We start from the raw sequence: 20,876 nt of genomic DNA, 5'->3' as shown, positions 1-20,876 counted from the left end.
ACGGCAACGACGCAATTCGGTCAAGAGCCCCTCATCTCCTGATGAGGGGCTCTTTTGTGAACCTGAGCTTATTGCGGTTCATCTGTTCACCTGCCTAATCTCTCAGGTGTTGTCAGCGAGGGGAAGGCAGAATCGCCATGGTCGACCTACAACCTCGGACCAGGCAGCCGCTGTCGAGGCGGGAGTGGGTGTCGCTGTCCGGAATGGCGGCGGTGATCCTGCTGCTGAACCTCGTGGGCTGGGGTGTGCTGGTGCTGTTCATCGCGCCGCACCACTACGACCTCGGGGCGTCGGGGGTCTTCGGCATCGGGCTGGGGGTCACGGCGTTCACGCTCGGCATGCGCCACGCGTTCGACGCCGACCACATCGCGGCGATCGACAACACCACGCGCAAGCTGATGTCCGAGGGCCAGCGGCCGCTGTCGGTCGGGTTCTGGTTCTCGCTGGGGCACTCGACGATCGTGTTCGGGTTGTGCCTCTTGCTCTCGTTCGGCGTTCGGGCGGTCGCCGGGCAACTCGAAGACGACGGGTCGACGCTGCACGAGACGACCGGGCTCATCGGCACGTCGGTTTCGGGCGTTTTCCTCTACCTCATCGCGATCATCAACCTCGTGGCGCTCGTCGGGATCGTCCGGGTTTTCGCGCGGATGCGCCGCGGTGAGCTCGACGAAGCCGCGCTGGAACGCCAACTCGACAAGCGCGGGTTCATGAACCGCCTGCTGCGCGGTGCGACGAAGGCCGTGCGCAAGCCGTGGCACATCTACCCCGTGGGCGTCCTCTTCGGACTCGGGTTCGACACCGCGACGGAGATCGGGCTGCTGGTCCTCGCGGCCGGCGCGGCGGCGTTCGCACTGCCCTGGTACGCGATCCTCGTGCTGCCCGTGCTCTTCGCCGCCGGCATGAGCCTGTTCGACGCCGCCGACGGCGTGTTCATGAACTTCGCCTACGGCTGGGCGTTTTCGCGGCCCATCCGCAAGATCTACTACAACATCACGGTCACGGCGCTTTCCGTGGCCGTGGCGCTGGTCATCGGCACGATCGAGCTCGTGTCGATCCTCGCCGACCAGCTCGACATCACGCACGGGCCGCTCGCCATCATCGCCGACGTGGACCTCGACTACGTCGGGTTCGCGATCGTCGGGCTGTTCATCCTGACCTGGCTGGTCGCGCTCGCCGTGTGGCGGTTCGGGCGGATCGAGGAGAAGTGGTCGGCGCGGCTCACTGACCACTGAGCCGCTCGACGCGCAGCGCGAGCTGGATCTCCAGCGCGCGTTCGGGCTCGCGCCAGTCGTCGCCCAGCAGCGCGGAGACGCGGTCGAGGCGCTGCACCACGGTGTTCACGTGGACGTGCAGCTCGTCCTTGGCGCGTGCGAGATTTCCACCGGCCGCGAAGTACGCGCGCAGCGTGCCGATGAGGTCGGTGCCGCGGCGGGAGTCGTAGTCCAGGACCGGGCCGAGCGTGGCCGTGACGTAGGCGGGCAGGTCGGCATGGCGGCCCAGTAACACGCCGAGGAAACCCAGCTCGGCCATCGCCGCGCCGTCGCCTTCGCGGCCCACGGCGAGCAGCGTGCTGACGCAACGAACAGCCTCGGCGTACGCGTGGGCGAGCGCGGCGGGACCCTTCGCGGGGCCGGCCGCACCGACCGTCACCGGACAGTCCACAACGGACTGAAGCTCACGCGCCACCTTGGCCGCCCCGACGCCGTCCGGCGCGAGAGCGACCACCTGCTCCGCGTGCACACCCACCAGGTCGCCGTACCGCGCGCACGCCGACGCGAGGCCACGGCGGGAAATCCCCGGCGCGTGGGCGACGAGCACCACGTGCGGCGCCGACAAGTCGACACCCAGCCGTCGCGCACGGGCTGTCAACGACGCCGGGTTGCGCGCGGGTGCCGTCAGCAGATCCGTGAGCAGCTCGCCGCGCACCTCGTCCTCGGCCTGCGCCACGGACCGGCGCAGCATCAGCAGCAACGCCGTGACCACGGCCGCGCGCTCGAACAACCGCCGGTCCGCACCCGCCAGCTCCGGCCGTCCCGCCAGCGTGAGGCTGCCCAGCAGTTCCTGACCGGCCCGCACCGCGCACACCCAGGTGTCCGATGTGGACTCCGCGCGCCCGCTGCCGCGCGAAGAAGCCACCGCCGGCGCGTCGAACGACAGCAAGGAGCCCGCCAGCAAATCCCCCGAAGCGTCGTGGACGGCAATCTCGCCACGCAGCACGCCCGCCACCTCCGCGGCGACTTCCGGCAGGTCACCGCCCCGGAGCACGAGGTCCATCAGGCGGTCGTGAGCTTCGTCGGCGCGGCGCATGGTCGCGTTCACTGCGTTGAGCTCGGCGGCCGAGCGGCGCGTCTCGTCGAGCAGGTGCGCGCTGTCCAGGGCGATCGCCGCGTGGTTGGCCAGCGACGACAGCAGCGCGACCTCCGCCGTCGAGAACTCGCGCGGCGCACGGTCCGACGCGTAGAGCACACCCAGCACTTTGCCGCCGATGGCCAGCGGCACGCCGAGGATCGCCGTGAGGCCCTCCTCCAGCACGCCGGTGTCGATGGGTGAGGTATGGCGGAAGCGCGCGTCGGCGAAGTAGTCCGCCGTCGCATACGGCCGCGCGGTCTGGGCCACGAGCCCGCCGAGCCCCTCGCCCATGCCGAGCACGATCTGCTGGAACAACGCGGAAACCGAGCCGTCCGTGACCCGGATGTAGGTCTTGCCGGCGGCCTCGTCGTTCAGGCTCAGGTACGACACGTCGACACCGAGCAGAGTCCGCGCCCGCCGCACGATCGAGCGCAGCACCGCGTCCGGGTCACGCAGCCGCGCGAGGTCGCTCGCGGTGTCGAACAACGCCGTGAGTTCGGCCTCCCGCCGCTGGTGCTCGGTAAGCGTCTCGCGGACGCGCAGCGCGAGCTCGGTCGCGTCGGCGCCGGACTCGCGCGCGGCGTGCGCCAGCTGCTCGCTGCTCGCCCCGGCGGCGAGCAGCTCGAGCAACCGGCGGTAGGGATCCACACAGGTCATGCTGTCACTGAGCGCCGTTCGGCGGGAGCCTCCTCCAGCGATTCACCGCGCGTCTCCCGCGCGCCGAGCAGGGCCAGCACCGACAGCACGCACATCGCGGCGACGTAGACCGAAACCGGCAGCGTCGAGTGGTACGCCTGGAACAGCGCGACGGCGATGAGCGGCGCGATCGCGCCCGCCGCGATGGACGACAGCTGGCCGCCCACCGAAAGGCCCGTGTAGCGCACGCGCGTGGGGAACTGCTCGGCGAAGAACGCGGCCTGCGGTCCGTACATCGCGCCGTGAACCACGAGCCCGATGGTCGCCGCGCCGATCACCGCGCCCGTCGTGCGCAGGTCCAGCAGCCAGAAGAACCCGAACGCCCACGCGGCCATCCCGACCACGCCGAACAAGTACACCGGCTTGCGGCCGATCTTGTCGGAGAGCAAGCCCCACAAGGGAATCGTCACGAAGTGCACGGCCGAAGCGACCAGCACGGCCGTCAGCCCCGTCGCCTTCGGCAGGCCGAGCCCGGTGGTGACGTAGACGAGGATGAACGCCGTGATCACGTAGTACGACACGTTCTCCGCCAGCCGCGCCCCGAACGTCACGACCAGCCCGCGCAGGTGCCCGCGGAACACGTCGACGATCGGCGTGGCTTCCTCGTCTCCTGCAGCGGCCTTCGCGGCGAGGAACACCGGCGACTCCGCGACGGCCAGCCGCACCCACAGCCCGATCGCCACGAGCACGCCCGACAGCAGGAACGGGATGCGCCAGCCCCACGCGTTGAACGTCGCGTCGGACTGCACGGAGGCGAGGATCGCCAGCACCGCCGTGGCCAGCAGGTTCCCGGCCGGCACGCCGGTCTGCGGCCATGACGCCCAGAAACCTCGCCGGCGGTCGTCGCCGTGCTCGGACACGAGCAGCACCGCGCCGCCCCATTCGCCGCCGAGCGCGAAGCCCTGTACGAGCCGCAGCAGCGTCAACAGGATCGGGGCGAGGACGCCGACGGCGCCGTACGTGGGCAGCACGCCCATGAGGAACGTCGAGCCGCCCATCATCACCAGGCTCACCACGAGCAGGCGCTTGCGCCCGATGCGGTCGCCGAAGTGGCCGAACACCAGCCCGCCGACGGGTCGCGCAAGGAAGCCGACCGCGTAGGTCAGCAGTGCGAGCAGCGTGCCGGTGAGCGGGTCGGCGTTCGGGAAGAACAGCTTGTTGAACACGAGCGCGGCGGCCGAGGTGTAGAGGAAGAAGTCGTACCACTCCACGGTGGTGCCGATCAGGCTCGCGCCGACCACGCGCAGCAGGCCGGCCCGGGTTGGTGTTGTCACTGCAGACTCCACTTCGTTGTGGGGACGGGGTTTCAGGCGGCCGACCAGCCGCCGTCCAGGGGCAGCGACGCGCCCGTGACGTGCCCGGCGTGCTCGCCGCACAGCCACACCACGAGGTCGGCGACGTCCGCCGGTTCGATGAGCCGTTTGATCGCGGCGCGCCGCAGCAGCACCTGCTCCACGACTTCATCGGCGTCGAGGCCGTGTTCGGCGGCCTGCGCGTCGATCTGGCCGGTGACCAGCGGCGTGCGCACGTAGCCGGGGTTGACGCAGTTGGACGTCACGCCGTGCTCCGCACCTTCGAGAGCGGCCACTTTGGACAATCCCTCGAGCGCGTGTTTCGCCGTGACGTACGCGGCTTTGAACGGGCTGGCGCGCAGGCCGTGCACGCTGGAGACGTTGACGATCCGGCCCCAGCCGCGCGCGTACATCGCCGGCAGCGACCGGCGGATCAGCAGGAACGGCGCCGTCACCATCAGCGCCTGGATCCGCGCGAACTGCTCGGGCGGGAAGTCAGGCAGCGCGGCCACGTGCTGGAATCCGGCGTTGTTCACCAGCACGTCCAGCTCGGCGGGCAACGCGTCGATCACCGCGGGGTCGGTGAGGTCACCGACGTGCGCCCAGCCGCCGATCTCGGCCGCGGCCGCTTCGGCACCGCGCGCGTCGAGGTCGACGACGTGCACCTTCGCCCCGGCCGCGGCCAACGCGCGAACGCAGGCGAGCCCGATTCCGCTCGCACCGCCGGTCACGAGGGCGACGCGGCCATCAAGGTCGCCTTGTGAGCTGTGACGTACCCCACTGGTCATGGGCTACGAGGTTAGGTCTCGCCCACCTCGCCGACCATGTGTCCGGCCACCACAGCCCGGCGAGACCCAGTGTGGCCGGACCACACCCCTAACCGGCGGCGGACGAAATGCTGCGAGCCTCCCGCGCACCCGCTTCGAACGCCTCACAGCAGAACAGCAGCCACTCCCGCACCCCGTCCGTCGTCCCGGCGGCGAAGCCGGAAGCGAGCTCGACGTACTTCGGCACGCGCCGGAAGAACGCCACCTCCGGCACGGTCAGCGCCTTCGGGTCCAGGCCCGTCGCGATCATCGACAGGCGCGCCGCCGCGCGGGCGACCACGCCGTCGGCCGAGCCGAAGGGGCGCAGGGCCAGCAGCTCGCCGTGCACCACGGCCGTGAGCACCGGCCCGGGCACGGAGGTCGCCCCCGTGACGAGCTGGGCCAGCAGCTCCAGGCGCTCACCTCCGGCAAGGGGCCGGCCGAGTGCGTCGGGATCGTCGACGACGTCGGCGGCGGCCAGGACGTGCAGGCGGGCCAACGCCTGCAACGGCGCGCGCCGCCAGGTCGGCAGGAGTGGTTCCAGCGACTCGGCCACGCGCAGGGCGCCGGCGAGCAGGGGGTCGGCGACCGCGCCGTCGGCGGGCAGCTCAGGGTTCGCGCCGTCGATGCCGGCCGACGCTCGCGCGGCGCGCACCGACGCCTCGGCGGCCGTTTCCGCGCCGCCGCGCAGGTTGGCAGGCAGGCGGTGCACGGCGAACACCGCGTCCTGCGCCGCCTTGGCCGCGGCGGCGACGCCGTCGAGCTCCAGGAGCGGCTTGAGCGGATCGCTCATGCGTCGAGCACCTGCCCGGCGCGCTTGACGACCGGCGGCAGGACCGACCACGGGAAGTTGATCCAGCGGTCGGTGCGGCGCCACACGTACTCGCTGGAGACCGTCGAATGCGGCTTCTCGTAGATCACGGCGCAGCGCACGTCGGCCACGTGATCGGCGCAGAAGTCGCGCACGAGCTTGAGCGTTGCGCCGGTGTCAGCCACGTCGTCGGCGACGAGCACCCTCTTGTTGCTCAGGTCCACGACGTTCGGCACCGGCGGCAGCATCACCGGCAGGTCGAGGCGCTGGTCGACGCCGGTGTAGAACTCCACATTCATCACGTGCAGGTTCTTCACGTCCAGCGCGTAGCCCAGCGCGCCGGCGACGAACAGCCCGCCGCGGGCGATGGAGAGGATGAGGTCGGGCTCGAAGCCGTCGGCGGCGACCTGCTCGGCAAGCTCCCTGCTGGCGGTGCCGAACAACTCCCAGGTGAGTTCTTCCCGTGCCGCGCCGTCTTCAGCCATGCCCATGCCTCTCCTCGGTCGTTCCCGCGAGCATAAGCAACCGGGAAGTGGCCTGGATAAATGATCGAGAAATGGCTATCCAGCACGACCACTTGACGCCGTAGCTTGGGTTTCGTGAGCGACTGGAACGACCACCCGACCCTGTCCGGCACCCGCGTGCGCCTCGAGCCCCTCGGCGCGGACCACGCGAAGGGCCTGTTCGAGGCCGGTCAGGATCCCGCGATCTGGGCCTGGTTGAGCACCCGGCAGTTCGAGACCCCGGCCGACGCCGAGCGGTTCGTCGAGGCCGCCACGGCCGATCCCGACCGCCGCGCGTGGGCGCAGATCGACGTCGCCACCGGCCTCGTTGCCGGCACCACGTCGTACTACCAGGTCGCGGCGAAGCACCGGATCCTCTCGATCGGGCACACCTGGATCAGCCCGCGCCGGCAGCGCACGGCACTCAACACCGAGGCCAAGTTCCTGTTGCTGCGCAACGCTTTCGAGGCGCTCGGCGCCCAGCGCGTGGCGTGGGAGACCGACAGCCGCAACCTGCGCTCCCAACGCGCCATCGAGCGGCTCGGCGCGCTGCGCGAGGGCGTGCTGCGGGCCCACCGGATCCGTCCGGACGGCACTTCCCGCGACACGGTGGTGTACTCGATGACAGAAGCTGAATGGCCCGGCGCACGCGCCCGGCTGCTGGCCCGCCTCGCTTGAGGGCTCGCCCACACGGCTGCATCCTTGTCGTGAGCGGACTAACGTCGCTAGCGTGCCGTGAGCCGCGGGTTCGCACTACAGGAGGCCTTGCACCATGACCGAGCAGTCCCCAGCACTGGACAACCTGCTCACCGAGAGCCGCACCTTCCCACCGAGCGACGAGTTCGCCGCTCAGGCCAACGCCAAGGCCGACTCGTACGAGAAGGCGGACGCGGACCGGGAGCGGTTCTGGGCCGAGCAGGCCGAGCGCCTGAGCTGGGACACGAAGTGGACCCAGGTACTGGACTGGACCAATGCGCCCTTCGCGAAGTGGTTCGTCGGCGGCAAGCTCAACGTCGCCTACAACTGCGTCGACCGGCACGTCGAGTCCGGCCACGGCGACCAGGTCGCCATCCACTGGGTCGGCGAGCCCGGCGACACCCGTGACATCACCTACGCGCAGCTGAAGGACGAGGTCTCCAAGGCCGCCAACGCGCTGACCTCGCTCGGGGTGACCGCCGGCGACGTCGTGGCGATCCAGCTGCAGATGATCCCCGAGGCGATCTTCGCGATGCTCGCGTGCGCCCGCCTCGGCGCGCTGCACAACGTGGTGTTCGGCGGCTTCTCCCCGACCGCGCTGCGCGCCCGCGTGGACGACGCGGCGGCGAAGATCGTGATCACCTCCGACGGCCAGTACCGCCGCGGCAAGGCCGCCGCGATGAAGGCCAATGTGGACGAGGCGCTCGAGGGCGCCGAGACCGTGGAGAAGGTCATCGTGGTCCGCCGCACCGGCAGCGACCTCGCGGGCGAGGTGCCGTGGACCGACGGGCGCGACCTGTGGTGGCACGAGCTCGTCGACGGGCAGTCGGCCGAGCACACGCCCGAGGCGTTCGACAGCGAGCACCCGCTGTTCATCCTCTACACCTCCGGCACCACCGGGCGCCCGAAGGGCATCCTGCACACCTCCGGCGGCTACCTCACGCAGGCCGCGTACACGCATCACAACGTGTTCGACCACAAGCCGGGCGAGGACGTGTACTGGTGCACGGCCGACATCGGCTGGATCACCGGCCACAGCTACATCGTCTACGGGCCGCTGGCCAACCGCGTCACGCAGGTCGTGTACGAAGGCACGCCGAACACCCCGCACGAGGGCCGGCACTGGGAGATCGTGCAGAAGTACAAGGTCTCCATCTACTACACCGCGCCGACGCTGATCCGCACGTTCATGAAGTGGGGCGCGGAGATCCCGGCGAAGTACGACCTCACGTCGCTGCGCGTGCTCGGCAGCGTCGGCGAGCCGATCAACCCCGAGGCGTGGATCTGGTACCGCGAGACCATCGGCGCGAATAAGGCGCCGATCGTCGACACGTGGTGGCAGACCGAGACCGGCGGGATCATGATCTCGCCGCTGCCGGGCGTCACGTCCACCAAGCCGGGTTCGGCCCAGCGCGCGCTGCCGGGCATCTCGGCGAAGGTCGTGGACGACCAGGGCAACGAGGTCGGCAAGGGCGGCGGCGGGTACCTGGTGCTCGACAAGCCGTGGCCGGGCATGCTGCGCGGCGTGTGGGGCGACGAGGAGCGCTTCCGCGAGACGTACTGGTCGCGCTTCGCCGCCCAGGGCTTCTACTTCGCCGGCGACGGCGCCAAGTACGACGCGGACGGTGACATCTGGCTGCTGGGCCGGGTCGACGACGTGATGAACGTGTCGGGCCACCGCATCTCGACCACCGAGGTCGAGTCGGCGCTGGTCTCGCACCCGACGGTGGCCGAGGCGGCCGTGGTCGGCGCGACCGACCCGACGACCGGGCAGGGCATCGTGGCGTTCGTGATCCTGCGCGGCAACGCCGTCGATGGTGGTGACGAGGCCGTGCAGGAGCTGCGAAACCACGTCGCGAAGGAGATCGGCCCGATCGCGAAGCCGCGCCAGATCATGGTCGTGCCGGAGCTGCCGAAGACGCGCTCGGGCAAGATCATGCGCCGCCTGCTGCGCGACGTCGCGGAGAACCGGGCGATCGGCGACGTGACGACGCTCGCGGACTCGTCGGTGATGGACCTGATCTCCTCCGGCCTGCAGTCGGGCAAGGAGGAGTAGGCACCGCGGGGTAGATTCTGTCCCAAAGGAAGGGGCTCTCCTGCCGGGAGGGCCCCTTCCTGCTGACTACCCCGAATGGCGGACATCGAACGCATGTTCTAAGATGTGCCGCTGTACCCACCCCAGATCCGGGCAAGGAGACGACACGAATGACCGTGGAAGCCTTGACGCACGACGAGGACACCGCGGCCGAAGCGGCGACGACCGAGGCAGCCACTGCCTCGGCGCAGGCCGCCGACGCCCCGGAGGTCACCGAGCCCACTGAGACCACTGCCTCACCTGCGTCGTCTTCCGATTCAGACGAGGCCGCCCCGGCCGCTGAAGAGGCGCCGAAGCCGAAGCGCGGCCGCCCGAAGGCCGCGCCCGCGTCCACCGCGAAGAAGACCCGCACGGTGGAGCTCACGCTCACTGTCACCGGCACGGCCGACGGCGAGTGGCAGGCCGAGCTCAAGAACGGCAGCAAGTGGGTCGCGAAGGGCCTGGAGATCCCGGCCGCCGCCGTCTCGCGCGCGGCGAAGGAGCTGCACCAGGACCTGTCGGGCCCGATCGACGAGGTCATCAACCAGGCCCGCGAGGCGCAGGCCGCGAAGGTCGCGCAGCTCGAGGCCGAGCTGGAAGCCGCCAAGGCGGCTCTGGCGGAGCTCGACGTCTGAGTTCTTGTCCCGTGAAAAGGCCCGGCACTCCTTGCCGGGCCTTTTTCATGCCAGGGGCGGGTTTTTCGGCAGCGGCGCTTTGAACTCGAGCCAGCGACTGTCCACAATGGCGCGGACTCGATGGTCGACTCCGCACGGGTGGACCACGGTGTCGCCGGGACCGAACTCTCCCGGCACGCCCCCGACCACACCGGTCAGCCGACCTTCGAGCACGTAGACGACGCTGTCGTGGTCGTGACTGTGCACAGGCGACCCGACGCCGGCCGGGTATCGGATCTCGTACACGAGCCCGTGCGCGGCGCGTTCTCTCTCGCGGACGAAGGCAGTGCCGCCCGTCAGCTGCCGTCCTTCCACAGTGGACACTTCCTGCCACTCGCTCATTCCGCCGCCTTCCGCACTTATCGGGCACTCCCGCCACCATCAAGATATACTCCATGTATACATACCGACGCAAGACTCCTGGAGATCCCGGTGCACTTCACCCTTCGAGACGGCTCCCAGATCACCACCTCCGTCCACACCCTGCTCAACGCCGGGTACGCCGGCCGCAGCCAGGACGACGTGGCGGCGCACGTGAAGGAGCTGGCGGAGCTCGGCGTGCCGGCGCCGTCGGTGACGCCGGCGCTGTACCCGGTGGCGCCGTACCTCGCGCAGCAGGCCGACACCGTGCCCGCGCAGCACGGCCGTACCTCCGGCGAGGCGGAGTGGGCGCTGGTGATCACCGACGAAGGCGTGCTGCTCACCGCGGCCTGCGATCACACCGACCGCGAACTGGAGGTGCACGGCGTCGCGTGGAGCAAGAACGCGGCGCCGGACGTGCTGGCCCGGAAGGCCTGGCGCCTCTACGACCTCGCGGAACCCGACGCCGTTCACCTGCGGTCCTGGGTCGACGACACCCTGCTGCAGGACGGCACGCTCGCCGAGCTCCTGCCGCCGTCGTACTGGCTGCCGGTGCTCGAAGAACGCGGCCTGGCGACGCCCGGCACCGTGCTGCTGTCGGGCACGCTGCCGATGGACCCGGCCGTGGACCAGTTCGGGAAGAGCTGGCGCGTGACACTCACCGACCCGGCCACCGGCGACGTGCTCGAGCTGGCCTACACCGTCGAGCAGCTGCCGACGCCGATCGGCTGACATTCAAAGGATAGGCACAATTAAATAAGGAAACCCTTCGTTGATGTAATTCACCGGACAGAGGCGCTCACCCGAATTTCGTGTTTCACTATTCCCGTGACCGAAACGGTGGACGCGACTGATTCCCACTCGCACGAGCCCCACGACGACCTTGGCGGCAAGCTGAACTGGCTGCGCGCCGGGGTTCTCGGGGCAAACGACGGGATCGTGTCCGTCGCGGGCATCGTGGTGGGCGTCGCGGGGGCGACCACGAGCCGCACCGCGATCCTCACCGCCGGAATTGCCGGACTGGTGGCCGGTGCGTTTTCGATGGCCGGCGGGGAATACGTGAGCGTGAGCACGCAGCGCGACACCGAACGCGCGTTGCTGCAGCTCGAGAAGCAAGAGCTGAAAGCGATGCCCGAGGCCGAGGAACGCGAGCTCGCCGAGATCTACGAGGGCAAGGGCCTGTCCCAGGAACTCGCCGCGGAGGTCGCGCGCGAGCTGACCCGCAAGGACGCGTTCCACGCCCACGCCGAGGCCGAGCTGGGCATCGACCCGGACAACCTCACCAACCCGTGGCAGGCGGCCTGGGCTTCGCTGATCGCGTTCTCCGTCGGCGCGCTGCTACCGCTGCTGTCCATCGCCTGGACGGCCGTGCCGGAGCGCGTGTGGGCGTGCGCGCTGGCCGTGGTCGTGGGCCTCACGCTCACCGGCTTCGTGAGCGCGCGGCTGGGCAACGCGCAGGTGGGGCGCGCGATCGCGCGCAACGTGGGCGTCGGCGCCCTCACCATGCTCGTCACCTACTTCGTGGGAGTGCTGTTCGGCACCACGATCGGCTAGCAGCTAGTGCACGCCCTTCATCAGCTTTTTGATGAACGGGATCAGCGCCAGCAGGACCAGGCCGATCACGATGGCCACGCCGCCGATGATCAGGAAGTACGGCGTCTCGTCGTGCACGTCGTAGGACTCGGCGAGCTTGCCCGACATCGCGGTGCCCAGCGAGACCGACAGGAAGTTCAGCGCCACCATCTGCGTCCGGAACGCCTGGGGCGCGAGCTTCGTCGACAGCGACAGCCCGACCGGCGACAACATCAGCTCCGCGATCGTGAACACCAGCAGGATCCCGGCGAGCGCGATCAGCGGGCTGCCGTTCACACCGGTGCCGGTCATCGGCAGGAACAGCAGGAACGCGAGACCCATCAGCACCGTGCCCAGCACGAACTTCATCGGCGTCGACGGCTGCTTCGGCCCGAGCTTCGTCCAGATCGCGGCGACGATCGGCGCGAAGATGATGATGAACACCGGGTTGATCGAGTTGACCCACGACACCGGCATGTCCCAGCCGAACAGGTTCCGGTCGAGGCGCTGGTCGCTGTAGACCGAGACGACCGTGGACTGCTGCTGGTACAGCGAGAAGAACGCGGCGCTCGCGATGTACATCGGGATGAACGAGAACACCCGGCTGCGTTCGTCGGACGTGATCTTGCGGCTGGTCAGGATGACCACGAAGTACACCACCGAGATCGCGACAACCACGTAGACGACCACGTCGGCCAGGTTCGACGGCCCGACCACGCCGGACAGGATCAGCGCGACGACCGCGACCACGATCACCACGGCGACACCGATCGCCGTCCAGCGCTGCGAAGGCTGCAGCGGGTTCGGGATTTCCGACGCCTTCGCGCCGAGGTTCTTGCGGCCGAGCGTGTACTGGATCAGGCCGAGCGCCATGCCGATCGCGGCGAGCCCGAAGCCCAGGTGGAAGCCGACCTCCGACTGCGCGAGCCCGGTGAGCAGCGGGCCGATGAAGCCGCCCAGGTTGATGCCCATGTAGAAGATCGTGAAGCCGGCGTCGCGGCGCTCGTCGCCCTCGGCGTAGAGCGTGCCGACCACGGCGGTCGCGTTGGCCTTGAGGCCGCCCGAACCGATCGCGACGCACGCGAGGCCCACGCCGATGCCGGTCAGGCCCGGCAGCAGCGCGAGCGCGATGTGGCCGATCATCACGAGCACGGCGCTGTAGAACAGCGTGCGCTCGGAGCCGAGCAGGCGGTCGGCCACCCACGCGCCGATCACGGTGGCGAGGTAGACCGTGCCGCCGTACGCGCCGACGACGCCGAGCGCGTCGCCCTGGTCGATGCCGAGCCCACCCTGGTCGGCCTTGTAGTAGAGGTAGATGGCGAGGATGCCGAGCATCCCGTAGTAGGAGAACCGCTCCCACATCTCGACGCCGAAGAGGTTCGCCAGCCCTCGTGGGTGCCCGAAGAACCTCGTGTCGTGCTGGGCCTCGGTAGAGGTACTCACAACTGTCTCGTCCTTGTCCTAGACAACGTTGTCGTTTCCGATTCGCATGCTAGAAGGCGAGTCGGTGAACAGAACACCGGACCGGGTGTGGGGAGGGTCATCGAACGTCCGGGCCGGCTCGGACGGGCGCTAAAATGGCAGCAAGGTGCGCCGGGAAGTCTGGTCGGCGATGTTTGTGACGATTGCCGCACCTGGAGGACACCGCCCATGACCGCTTCCCGCCCGGCCCGCGCCGCCGCCGAGTTCGCCCGTTACCTGCGCACTGAGACCACCGGCGGGATCATCCTGCTCGCCGCCACGGCGGTCGCGCTGATCTGGGCCAACTCGCCGGCCGGTGACGTCTACCGGGCCGTGCGAGACTTCCACGTCGGCCCTGAGTTCCTGCACCTGAACCTGTCGATCGGCGACTGGGCGAAGGACGGGCTGCTCGCCTTGTTCTTCTTCGTCGCCGGGCTGGAGCTCAAGCGTGAGCTCGTGGTGGGCGAGCTCTCGCGCTTCAAGCAGGCGGTGCTGCCGGTGATCGCAGCCGTCGGCGGGATGGTCGTACCGGCGCTCATCGCGCTGGCGGTCGCCTGGGGCACGCCGGGGATCGATCGCGCGTGGGCGATCCCGGTGGCCACGGACATCGCGTTCGCGCTCGGCGTGCTCGCGCTGACGGCGTCGAACCTGCCGAGCAGCGCACGGATCTTCCTGCTTTCGCTGGCGGTGGTCGACGACCTCGGCGCGATCCTCGTGATCGCGATCGTCTTCACCACCGGGTTCAACCTCGTGGCCGCGGCCGTCGCCGTGGTGGCGCTGGCGGTGTACTGGTTCCTGCAGCACAAACGCGTGCGCACGGCCTGGCTGTACGTGCCGCTCGCGGTGGTCACGTGGGTCGCGGTGCACTCGGCGGGCATCCACGCGACCATCGCCGGCGTCGCGCTCGGGCTGCTCACGCGCGTGAAGCCCGACGAAGGCGAGGCCGAGGCGCCGGCGCTGCGGCTGGAACACCGGCTGCAACCGTGGTCGGCAGCGGTCGCGGTGCCCGTGTTCGCGTTGTTCGCCGCGGGGATCTCGATCAACGGGCACGCGTTGGGACAGGTCTTCACCACCACGTTGCCGCTGGCCGTCCTGTTGGGACTGGTGGTGGGCAAGTTCGTCGGCATCCTCGGGGCGAGCGTGCTGGCGGTGAAGCTGGGTGTGGCGGAAAAACCCACCGGCACGGGCTGGCGTGACCTGGCGGCGCTGGCGACGCTCGGCGGCGTCGGCTTCACCGTGAGCCTGCTGATCGCCGACCTCGCGCTCGACGAACCGGAGACCGAACTGGCCAAGGCGGCGGTGCTGATCGCGTCGGCGATCGCTTCGCTGGCGTCGGCTGCGCTGCTGCTGCGGCGCAGCCGGGCGCACGCTCGCGAAGGTTGATCCCCGACACTCCCGCCGGTCCGCCGCGCCTGGGGAACGGGTACGTGGCACGATGACCCGGTGACCAGCCCCAAACACGAACGCACCGGCCCCGACGGCGTGGGGGCCGTGCCCTACCTGCCCCTGTCGAGCGACGAGGAGGCCGCGGCGGCGGAACAGTCCATCGGCAAACTCGTCGGCGATGCCACCCAGCACCTGTCGACGCTGGTCAGGGCCGAGGTCGAGCTGGCGAAGTCGGAGCTGGTCGGCGAGATGAAGAAGGGGCTCAAGGGAGCCGTTTTCTTCCTCATCGCGCTCGCCGTGGGGCTCTACAGCTCGTACTTCCTGTTCCTGTTCATCGCCGAGATCCTGTCGGACTGGTGGGGCATCCGCTGGCCGGCGTTCCTCACCGTGTTCGGCCTGATGCTGATCACCACTGCCGTCACCGCGTTCCTCGGCTGGCGCAAGGTGAAGAAGCTGAAGGCGCCGGAGCGCACGATCGACAGCGTCAAGGAGACGGCCGCAGCGCTCAAGCCGCGTCGCGCCGCCGAAGACGACCTGCCCGCGACGCGTCCCTGACCCGGCACCAGGCTGGGTTACCAACCCGGCCAAAAGTAGGCCGCCCCCGTCACGTGACCGTTGCGACGAAGCCATTCGGCCGTGACTGTGGTCGGATTGGTAACGACAGGCACAGTCCGGCTGAAGCGGAGCCCGCAGTGCAGCTCACGCCCGACCCGTCGATCGTCCGGATCGACGGTCCGTGGACGCACCGCGACGTCTCGGCGAACGGCATCCGCCTGCACGTAGCGGAGCTCGGCGACGGACCACTGGTACTGCTGCTGCACGGTTTCGGCGAGTTCTGGTGGACCTGGCACCACCAGCTGCGCGGCCTCGCGGACGCCGGTTTCCGCGCCGTCGCCGTGGACCTGCGCGGCTACGGCGACTCCGACAAACCCCCGCGCGGCTACGACGCGTGGACGCTGGCCGGCGACGTCGGCGGCCTGATCAAGGCCCTCGGCGCCCGCCGCGCGCACCTCGTCGGCCACGCTTGGGGCGGCATGCTCGCCTGGACGGTCGCCTCGCTGCACCCCCGCCTTGTGTCCTCCGTGACGGCCGTCGGCGCCGCGCACCCGCTCGCCCTGAAGTCCGCCGTGCTGCGTTCGCCCCGCCGCCAGGGACGCGCGGCCGGGCACCTGTTCCGGTTCCAGGTGCCGATGGCGCCGGAGAAGTGGCTGGTGCGCGACGACGCCGCCAACGTGGAGTCGTTGTTCCACAGCTGGTCCGGCCCGGCCTGGCGGTCCTCTTCGGACTTCACCGACACGGTCGCCCGGTTCCGCCAGGCGATGCTGATCCCGGGCGTCGCGCATTCCGCGCTGGAGTACTACCGCTGGGCCTTCCGCGCCCAGTTCCGCGGCGAGGGCCGCCGCTTCACCGACGCCGTGGGCAAACGCGTCGCCGCGCCCGTGCTGCAACTGCACGGCGCCGTGGACACCTGCATCGTCCCGGAGACCGCACGCGCGTCCGTGCACTGGGCCGGGCCGCACGGCGAGCCCCGCGTCTGGCCCGGCGTCGGGCACTTCCCGCACCTGGAGGAGCCGGACCGCGTGACGAAGTCCGTTGTGGACTTCGTGAGCTGACTCAGCTCGCGCAGGCGCCCGTGCTCACGTTCGTCGTCTGCGACGGTGCCGCCGCGACCTCCGCGCGCACCTGTTCCGCGGTCAGGGTGAAGCCCGTGTCCGGATCTTCCACCGCCGCGCCGAAAACGACGCCGATCACGTCGCCGTCAGGGGTGATCATGGGGCCGCCGGAGTTGCCGCTGCGGATGCCCGCGCGGATGGTGAACACGTCGCGCTGCACGGTGTTGGCGTCGTAGATGTCGGGGCCGCGCAGGTTGATGCGGCCGCGCACGCGGGCGGCGGTGGAGGTGTACGGGCCGTCGAGCGGGTAGCCGAGCACAATGGCGTTGTCGCCGGCGCGCGCGGTTTCCTGAGCGAACGGCAACGTGGGCGCGGACAGGCCCGGCACGGCCAGCACCGCGATGTCGACCTCGGGGTTGAAGTACACGACGCGCGCCCGGTAGTCGCCGCGGGTGGACTCGATGCCGACCTCGTCCGTGCCCGCGACCACGTGCGCGTTGGTCATCACGCGCTGCGGCGCGATCACGAAACCGCTGCCCTCCAGCGATTTCGAGCACGACGGCGCGTTGCCGCGGATCTTCACCACGCTCGGGTGCACCCGGCGCGCGACCGCGCTGATGTTCATCGACGTGTCCGGCGGCGCGGCGTCGGCGGCCGGCGCCTTCTCGAACGGCGAGAGCGCCGACGGGAAGCCCGACGCGTCGAGCAGCTTGCGCAGGTCGCTCGGCAGGCCCTGGGCCTCGGCCGGCATCAGGTCGTTGACCTCGCCCAGCACGACCGACGAGTTGATCGACTTGGCGAGCCCCGGGATGGCCGACACGGTGGTGAGCGGGTTCGCGACGAGCCACGCCACCACGAAAACCGCCGCGGCCTGGACGATCGCACCCAGTGTCTTGTCCACTCCGGACAGCTTGTCGGGGTTGATCTTCTGGCGCAGCTTGCGCCCGATCCACACCCCGAGCGTCTCGCCGAGCACCACGAGGAACACCACCACGGCGAGCGCGAAGGCCACCTTCGCCACGGGGTTGTCGAACAGCTCGATCACGAACGGCGCCAGCTTCACGCCGAGCACCGCCCCGATGGCGACCCCGATCAGCGCGGGCAGCGCGACGATCACGCCCTGGAACGCCCCCGAAACAGCCGCCAGCACCGCCAGCACCAGCACGAGGACATCGACCCAGTTCACGCCGTCACTCCCCGCTCGCCTCTCCCCGCGCCACGTTGCGGGCCCGGTGTTCGGCCAACGCTACGTCAAGGTCGCGCACGTCGCCGGTGTCCCACTCGCGCTCCCAGCCGCCGAGCGAAAGCAGCACCGACAGCAGGCCGGCGGTGAAGCCCCAGATGAACAGGCCGTCTACGTCGAAGCCCGGCCCCTTCCACGACGCACCGCGCTTCTGGACCATGAACCGGTTCGCCGGATCGGCGAGGTCCGAGAGCGCAACGCGCGCGACGGCGGCCGTCTCGCCGAGGTCGACGGCGTGCACGGGCGAGGGCGTGTGCCAGTAGGCGAGCACAGGCGTCACGGCGAAGCGCGACACCGGCACGGGCAGCTCGGGCAGGATCGCGACCGGCAGGATGCCCGCCGGGTCCACGCCCGTCTCCTCCTCGGCCTCGCGCAGGGCGGTGCCGACGGGTCCGCCGTCGCCGTCCTCCGCGCCGCCGCCCGGGAACGCGACCTGGCCCGCGTGCGAGCCGAGCGTGTCGGCGCGGCGCTGCAGCAGCACGTCGGGACCATCGGCGCGTTCGCCGAAGAGGATCAGCACGGCGGCCGAGCGCGTGAGCGACTCGTCGACGGTGAAGCGGGTGAAGGTGCGGCTCTCGACCTCAGCGGACACCTTCACCAGCGGCCGCAGCCATTCGGGCACGGCTTCGGGGTCGACGAGGGGACCGGTCATGAGAAGTCCTTCACGGCTGCGCGCACCTGGTCGGTGCTGTCGAACGTGGGGGGGCTGGAGATGAACCGGACCTGCCCGTCGGGGGTCACGAGGTAGGACGCGGGCAACCTCGAAGGCACTTTGAGCGCGGTGCGGATCGGACCGGTCTGACCATCGCCGTCGTAGACCGAGGGCAGGTGGACGCCGATGCTCTGCAGCAAGCCGAGCCCGTCGGCAGCCGGGCTGGCGACCTGCACACCGAGCACGCGCACGGCGCCGGCCTCCGCGGCGTAGGTCTGCAGCACGGGCAGCTCGGTGCGGCACGGCACGCACCACGAGGCCCACACGTTCACCAGCGTCGGGCCGCCGGCGAGGACCTTGCCGACATCGACGCGCGAGCCGTCACCGAGGCAGTCGGCCTGGATACCGGACAGCTCGCCGACAGCGGGTCCGGGCGACGGCGGTGGGCAGGCCTGCAACGCGGCCTTCGCGCGTATGCCGGCGAGGTCACCGGTCGCCGCGGGCGCGTCCTTCGAGCCGCCGCGCGTCGTCAGCACGGCGACCAGCACCGCGACCACCAGGACCGCGACGCCGAGAGCCCATTTGGTGACCGTGGTCACCCGCGCGCCGCCAGCTCGAGGATGTGCTCACGCTCCTCGCCCTTGACGAGCTTCGCGGCGACCTCGAACTCCGTGGGTCCCAGTCCGTAGGACGGGCAGTCCTTCTTCAGCGGGCACGCGCCGCACGCGGGCTTGCGCGAGTGGCACACGCGCCGGCCGTGGAAGATCACGAGGTGGGACAGCATTGTCCACTCCTTGCGCGGGATCAGCTCTCCCACGGCGTGCTCGACCTTCACCGGGTCTTCCTCGGCCGTCCAGCCCCAGCGGCGCACGAGGCGGCCGAAGTGGGTGTCGACCGTGATTCCCGGCACGTCGAACGCGTTGCCGAGCACGACGTTGGCCGTTTTGCGCCCGACCCCGGGCAGCGTCACGAGGTCGTCGAGCTTCTTGGGCACCTCGCCGTCGAAGCGCTCCACGAGCGCCGCGCCCAGCCCCATCACCGAGTTGGCCTTGGCCCTGAAAAACCCAGTGGGCCTCAGGAACTCCTCGAGTTCGGTGCGATCGGCACCCGCATACGCGGCCGCCGTGGGATAGCGCTTGAACAACGCGGGCGTGACCAGGTTCACCCGCACGTCGGTGGTCTGCGCGGAAAGCACCACCGCGACCAGGAGTTCAAGCGGATTCGTGAAGTCCAGCTCGGCTTTCGCGTCGGGATACACCTCGTCGAGGCAACGCTTCATACGCCGGGCGCGTCTCACCAAGGCGAGCCGGCTTTCACCGGCGCCCTCGCGGGGGGCGTTCGTGACGGCAGGTGGCACCCCGATAGCCTACGGGCGCGTCGGACGAGCCGGGCGGGAGCACCCGCCGGTGGACGGCCGACACGCCAGAGCACCACCTCGGCGCACCGTGTGCCGCGAGGAGCGAGGATCTGGAGTCGATGCTTACTTTCCGTAGTGGATGTGTGTCATGACCGCGTGGTTCGTGATTCTGGTCCCGCTGGTGATCATGTTCTTCGCTCTCTTCATGGAGCGGGTGGAAAGCCGTCTCAAGCACGTCGCGGTGCAGGAGAACGAGGTCGAGGAGTTCCTGGAGCAGGCTCAACCCAACGAGGTCAGGGCCCTTTACGGCCACGGGATCGGCCGTGCTCTGGAGCTGTTTCGGCTCCGCAGGCTGGGCGGACGGGCAGCCAGGCTTCGCGCGCGACGCGTGCGGAGTTAGGCTCCCTGTTCGTGCGAGATCGTCTCCGGCTGCCGCGCCCCGCGCGGCGAGCCGACGGGCGATCTCGCCGACACGCCCTAGACTGACGCGAAAGTGATCGGCGACACGGCCTTCGACCTGCGAAGGAAGTGATCGTTTCTCGACGAGGAGGCACCCGAGGTGGACGAAACCCTGGCCCGTGCGGGCATTTTCCAGGGTGTTGAGCCTGCAGCCGCTGAGGCTCTGGCCCAGACCTTGGAATCCGTGGAGTTCCCCCGCGGCCATGTCATCTTCAGCGAGGGTGAGCCGGGCGACAAGCTGTACATCATCCAGTCCGGCAAGGTGAAGATCGGCCGCAAGTCGCCGGACGGCCGCGAGAACCTGCTGGGCATCTTCGGCCCGTCGGACATGTTCGGCGAGCTGTCCATCTTCGACCCGGGCCCGCGCACGTCGAGTGCGACCACGGTCACCGAGGTCCGCGCCGTCACCATGGACCGCCCGGCCCTGCGCCAGTGGATCTCGACGCGGCCGGAGATCGCGGAGCAGCTGCTGCGCGTCGTGGCCCGCAGGCTGCGCCGGACCAACAACATGGTCGCCGAGCTGATCTTCACCGACGTGCCCGGCCGCGTGGCGCGCGCGCTCCTTCAGCTCGCGCAGCGCTTCGGCAGCCAGGAGGCCGGCCTCCTGCGCGTGACCCACGACCTCACGCAGGAGGAGATCGCCCAGTACGTCGGCGCCTCCCGCGAGACCGTCAACAAGGCCCTCGCCGACTTCGCCCACCGCGGCTGGCTGCGACTGGAAGGCAAGAGCGTCCTCATCCTGGACCCGGAGCGCCTCGCCCGCCGCGCGCGGTAATTTGTCTGAGTTGTCTGCCTCGGCTCCGCCGAGGCGTGCGGGAGCGCTTCAAGCCGACTTCTTCCCTCCCGGTTTTCGCGCGGCCCAGGGGCCGCGC

22 protein-coding genes are annotated in these 20,876 nt (G+C 70.0%); 11 read left to right on the top strand and 11 right to left on the bottom strand.

Going from position 1 to position 20,876, the window contains the following annotated elements; translation table 11 throughout:
* The first annotated feature begins 137 nt into the window (after nucleotides 1-137).
* Nucleotides 138-1,232, top strand: a complete 1,095-nt coding sequence (locus AB0M56_RS03180; protein ID WP_364170470.1) for a HoxN/HupN/NixA family nickel/cobalt transporter — start codon at nucleotides 138-140, stop codon at nucleotides 1,230-1,232.
* On the opposite strand, the gene AB0M56_RS03175 is transcribed toward AB0M56_RS03180, so the two are convergent.
* The 5 genes from AB0M56_RS03175 to AB0M56_RS03155 all read right to left on the bottom strand — a co-directional run bounded on the left by AB0M56_RS03175 (nucleotide 1,219) and on the right by AB0M56_RS03155 (nucleotide 6,439).
* The gene (locus tag AB0M56_RS03175) at nucleotides 1,219-3,006 is read right to left on the bottom strand and encodes a GAF domain-containing protein (protein WP_364170467.1); all 1,788 of its coding nucleotides are present in this window, start codon (nucleotides 3,004-3,006) and stop codon (nucleotides 1,219-1,221) included. The two genes, AB0M56_RS03180 and AB0M56_RS03175, sit on opposite strands and share 14 nt — an antisense overlap.
* Nucleotides 3,003-4,319 (bottom strand): MFS transporter, encoded by a 1,317-nt coding sequence (locus AB0M56_RS03170; protein WP_364170464.1) that lies wholly within the window; start codon nucleotides 4,317-4,319, stop codon nucleotides 3,003-3,005. Before AB0M56_RS03170 ends, AB0M56_RS03175 begins: the two co-directional genes overlap by 4 nt.
* A 32-nt stretch (nucleotides 4,320-4,351) precedes the next feature.
* Nucleotides 4,352-5,125, bottom strand: coding sequence for a 3-hydroxybutyrate dehydrogenase (locus AB0M56_RS03165; protein ID WP_364170461.1), 774 nt, complete (start codon nucleotides 5,123-5,125; stop codon nucleotides 4,352-4,354).
* 88 nt (nucleotides 5,126-5,213) lie between these two features.
* Entirely contained in the window at nucleotides 5,214-5,936 is a 723-nt protein-coding gene (locus AB0M56_RS03160; RefSeq protein WP_364170459.1) for an oxidoreductase, read from the bottom strand.
* Complete coding sequence (locus tag AB0M56_RS03155; protein ID WP_364170456.1) at nucleotides 5,933-6,439, bottom strand: phosphoribosyltransferase; 507 nt, start codon at nucleotides 6,437-6,439, stop codon at nucleotides 5,933-5,935. The genes AB0M56_RS03160 and AB0M56_RS03155 overlap by 4 nt, the downstream gene beginning before the upstream one ends.
* A 114-nt stretch (nucleotides 6,440-6,553) precedes the next feature.
* Here AB0M56_RS03155 and AB0M56_RS03150 point away from each other — a divergent pair, with 114 nt between their 5' ends.
* The 3 genes from AB0M56_RS03150 to AB0M56_RS03140 all read left to right on the top strand — a co-directional run bounded on the left by AB0M56_RS03150 (nucleotide 6,554) and on the right by AB0M56_RS03140 (nucleotide 9,862).
* Nucleotides 6,554-7,135, top strand: coding sequence for a GNAT family protein (locus AB0M56_RS03150; protein ID WP_364170453.1), 582 nt, complete (start codon nucleotides 6,554-6,556; stop codon nucleotides 7,133-7,135).
* 94 nt (nucleotides 7,136-7,229) lie between these two features.
* Complete coding sequence (gene acs, locus AB0M56_RS03145) at nucleotides 7,230-9,209, top strand: acetate--CoA ligase (RefSeq protein ID WP_364170450.1); 1,980 nt, start codon at nucleotides 7,230-7,232, stop codon at nucleotides 9,207-9,209.
* Nucleotides 9,210-9,358: 149 nt separating this feature from the next.
* Nucleotides 9,359-9,862 (top strand): DUF6319 family protein, encoded by a 504-nt coding sequence (locus tag AB0M56_RS03140; RefSeq protein ID WP_364170447.1) that lies wholly within the window; start codon nucleotides 9,359-9,361, stop codon nucleotides 9,860-9,862.
* A gap of 45 nt (nucleotides 9,863-9,907) precedes the next feature.
* Here AB0M56_RS03140 and AB0M56_RS03135 read toward each other — a convergent pair whose 3' ends face one another.
* Nucleotides 9,908-10,243, bottom strand: a complete 336-nt coding sequence (locus AB0M56_RS03135; RefSeq protein ID WP_364170444.1) for a cupin domain-containing protein — start codon at nucleotides 10,241-10,243, stop codon at nucleotides 9,908-9,910.
* Nucleotides 10,244-10,327: 84 nt separating this feature from the next.
* On the opposite strand from AB0M56_RS03135, the gene AB0M56_RS03130 reads away from it, so the two are divergent.
* The gene (locus AB0M56_RS03130; RefSeq protein WP_364170741.1) at nucleotides 10,328-10,993 is read left to right on the top strand and encodes a DUF2848 domain-containing protein; all 666 of its coding nucleotides are present in this window, start codon (nucleotides 10,328-10,330) and stop codon (nucleotides 10,991-10,993) included.
* Nucleotides 10,994-11,089: 96 nt separating this feature from the next.
* Nucleotides 11,090-11,815: a VIT family protein gene (locus AB0M56_RS03125; RefSeq protein WP_364170441.1), complete on the top strand. Its 726-nt coding sequence runs from the start codon at nucleotides 11,090-11,092 to the stop codon at nucleotides 11,813-11,815.
* Nucleotides 11,816-11,818: 3 nt separating this feature from the next.
* Here AB0M56_RS03125 and AB0M56_RS03120 read toward each other — a convergent pair whose 3' ends face one another.
* Nucleotides 11,819-13,276 carry a peptide MFS transporter gene (locus AB0M56_RS03120; RefSeq protein ID WP_364170438.1) on the bottom strand — a complete coding sequence of 486 codons (1,458 nt, stop codon included), beginning with the start codon at nucleotides 13,274-13,276 and terminating at the stop codon, nucleotides 11,819-11,821.
* Between the two features lie 207 nt (nucleotides 13,277-13,483).
* Between AB0M56_RS03120 and nhaA the strand changes: the two genes are divergently transcribed.
* From nhaA to AB0M56_RS03105, 3 genes are all read left to right on the top strand, one after another.
* Nucleotides 13,484-14,677: a Na+/H+ antiporter NhaA gene (gene nhaA, locus AB0M56_RS03115; RefSeq protein ID WP_364170435.1), complete on the top strand. Its 1,194-nt coding sequence runs from the start codon at nucleotides 13,484-13,486 to the stop codon at nucleotides 14,675-14,677.
* 60 nt (nucleotides 14,678-14,737) lie between these two features.
* Nucleotides 14,738-15,235 carry a phage holin family protein gene (locus AB0M56_RS03110; protein WP_364170432.1) on the top strand — a complete coding sequence of 166 codons (498 nt, stop codon included), beginning with the start codon at nucleotides 14,738-14,740 and terminating at the stop codon, nucleotides 15,233-15,235.
* 137 nt (nucleotides 15,236-15,372) lie between these two features.
* Nucleotides 15,373-16,293, top strand: a complete 921-nt coding sequence (locus tag AB0M56_RS03105) for an alpha/beta hydrolase (protein ID WP_364170429.1) — start codon at nucleotides 15,373-15,375, stop codon at nucleotides 16,291-16,293.
* A gap of 1 nt (nucleotide 16,294) precedes the next feature.
* On the opposite strand, the gene AB0M56_RS03100 is transcribed toward AB0M56_RS03105, so the two are convergent.
* Genes AB0M56_RS03100 through nth form a run of 4 tightly spaced genes read right to left on the bottom strand, consistent with a single transcriptional unit; the run spans nucleotide 16,295 to nucleotide 19,467 of the window.
* Nucleotides 16,295-17,479, bottom strand: coding sequence for a MarP family serine protease (locus AB0M56_RS03100; protein ID WP_364170426.1), 1,185 nt, complete (start codon nucleotides 17,477-17,479; stop codon nucleotides 16,295-16,297).
* Nucleotides 17,480-17,483: 4 nt separating this feature from the next.
* On the bottom strand, nucleotides 17,484-18,188 hold the full coding sequence (locus AB0M56_RS03095; RefSeq protein ID WP_364170423.1) for a CoA pyrophosphatase: 705 nt from the start codon (nucleotides 18,186-18,188) through the stop codon (nucleotides 17,484-17,486).
* Entirely contained in the window at nucleotides 18,185-18,787 is a 603-nt protein-coding gene (locus AB0M56_RS03090) for a TlpA disulfide reductase family protein (protein WP_364170420.1), read from the bottom strand. Before AB0M56_RS03090 ends, AB0M56_RS03095 begins: the two co-directional genes overlap by 4 nt.
* Nucleotides 18,784-19,467: an endonuclease III gene (nth, locus tag AB0M56_RS03085; RefSeq protein ID WP_285971857.1), complete on the bottom strand. Its 684-nt coding sequence runs from the start codon at nucleotides 19,465-19,467 to the stop codon at nucleotides 18,784-18,786. Before nth ends, AB0M56_RS03090 begins: the two co-directional genes overlap by 4 nt.
* A 226-nt stretch (nucleotides 19,468-19,693) precedes the next feature.
* On the opposite strand from nth, the gene AB0M56_RS03080 reads away from it, so the two are divergent.
* The gene (locus AB0M56_RS03080) at nucleotides 19,694-19,945 is read left to right on the top strand and encodes a hypothetical protein (RefSeq protein ID WP_204092841.1); all 252 of its coding nucleotides are present in this window, start codon (nucleotides 19,694-19,696) and stop codon (nucleotides 19,943-19,945) included.
* A gap of 159 nt (nucleotides 19,946-20,104) precedes the next feature.
* Nucleotides 20,105-20,779: a Crp/Fnr family transcriptional regulator gene (locus AB0M56_RS03075; protein WP_204092840.1), complete on the top strand. Its 675-nt coding sequence runs from the start codon at nucleotides 20,105-20,107 to the stop codon at nucleotides 20,777-20,779.
* Nucleotides 20,780-20,876 lie beyond the last annotated feature (97 nt).

It is taken from the genome of Amycolatopsis sp. NPDC051372, assembly GCF_040682095.1.
Classification (GTDB): Bacteria; Actinomycetota; Actinomycetes; order Mycobacteriales; family Pseudonocardiaceae; genus Amycolatopsis.
The sequence above is the reverse complement of the archived record's forward strand: the minus strand, read 5'-3'. Positions and strand labels throughout refer to the sequence as shown.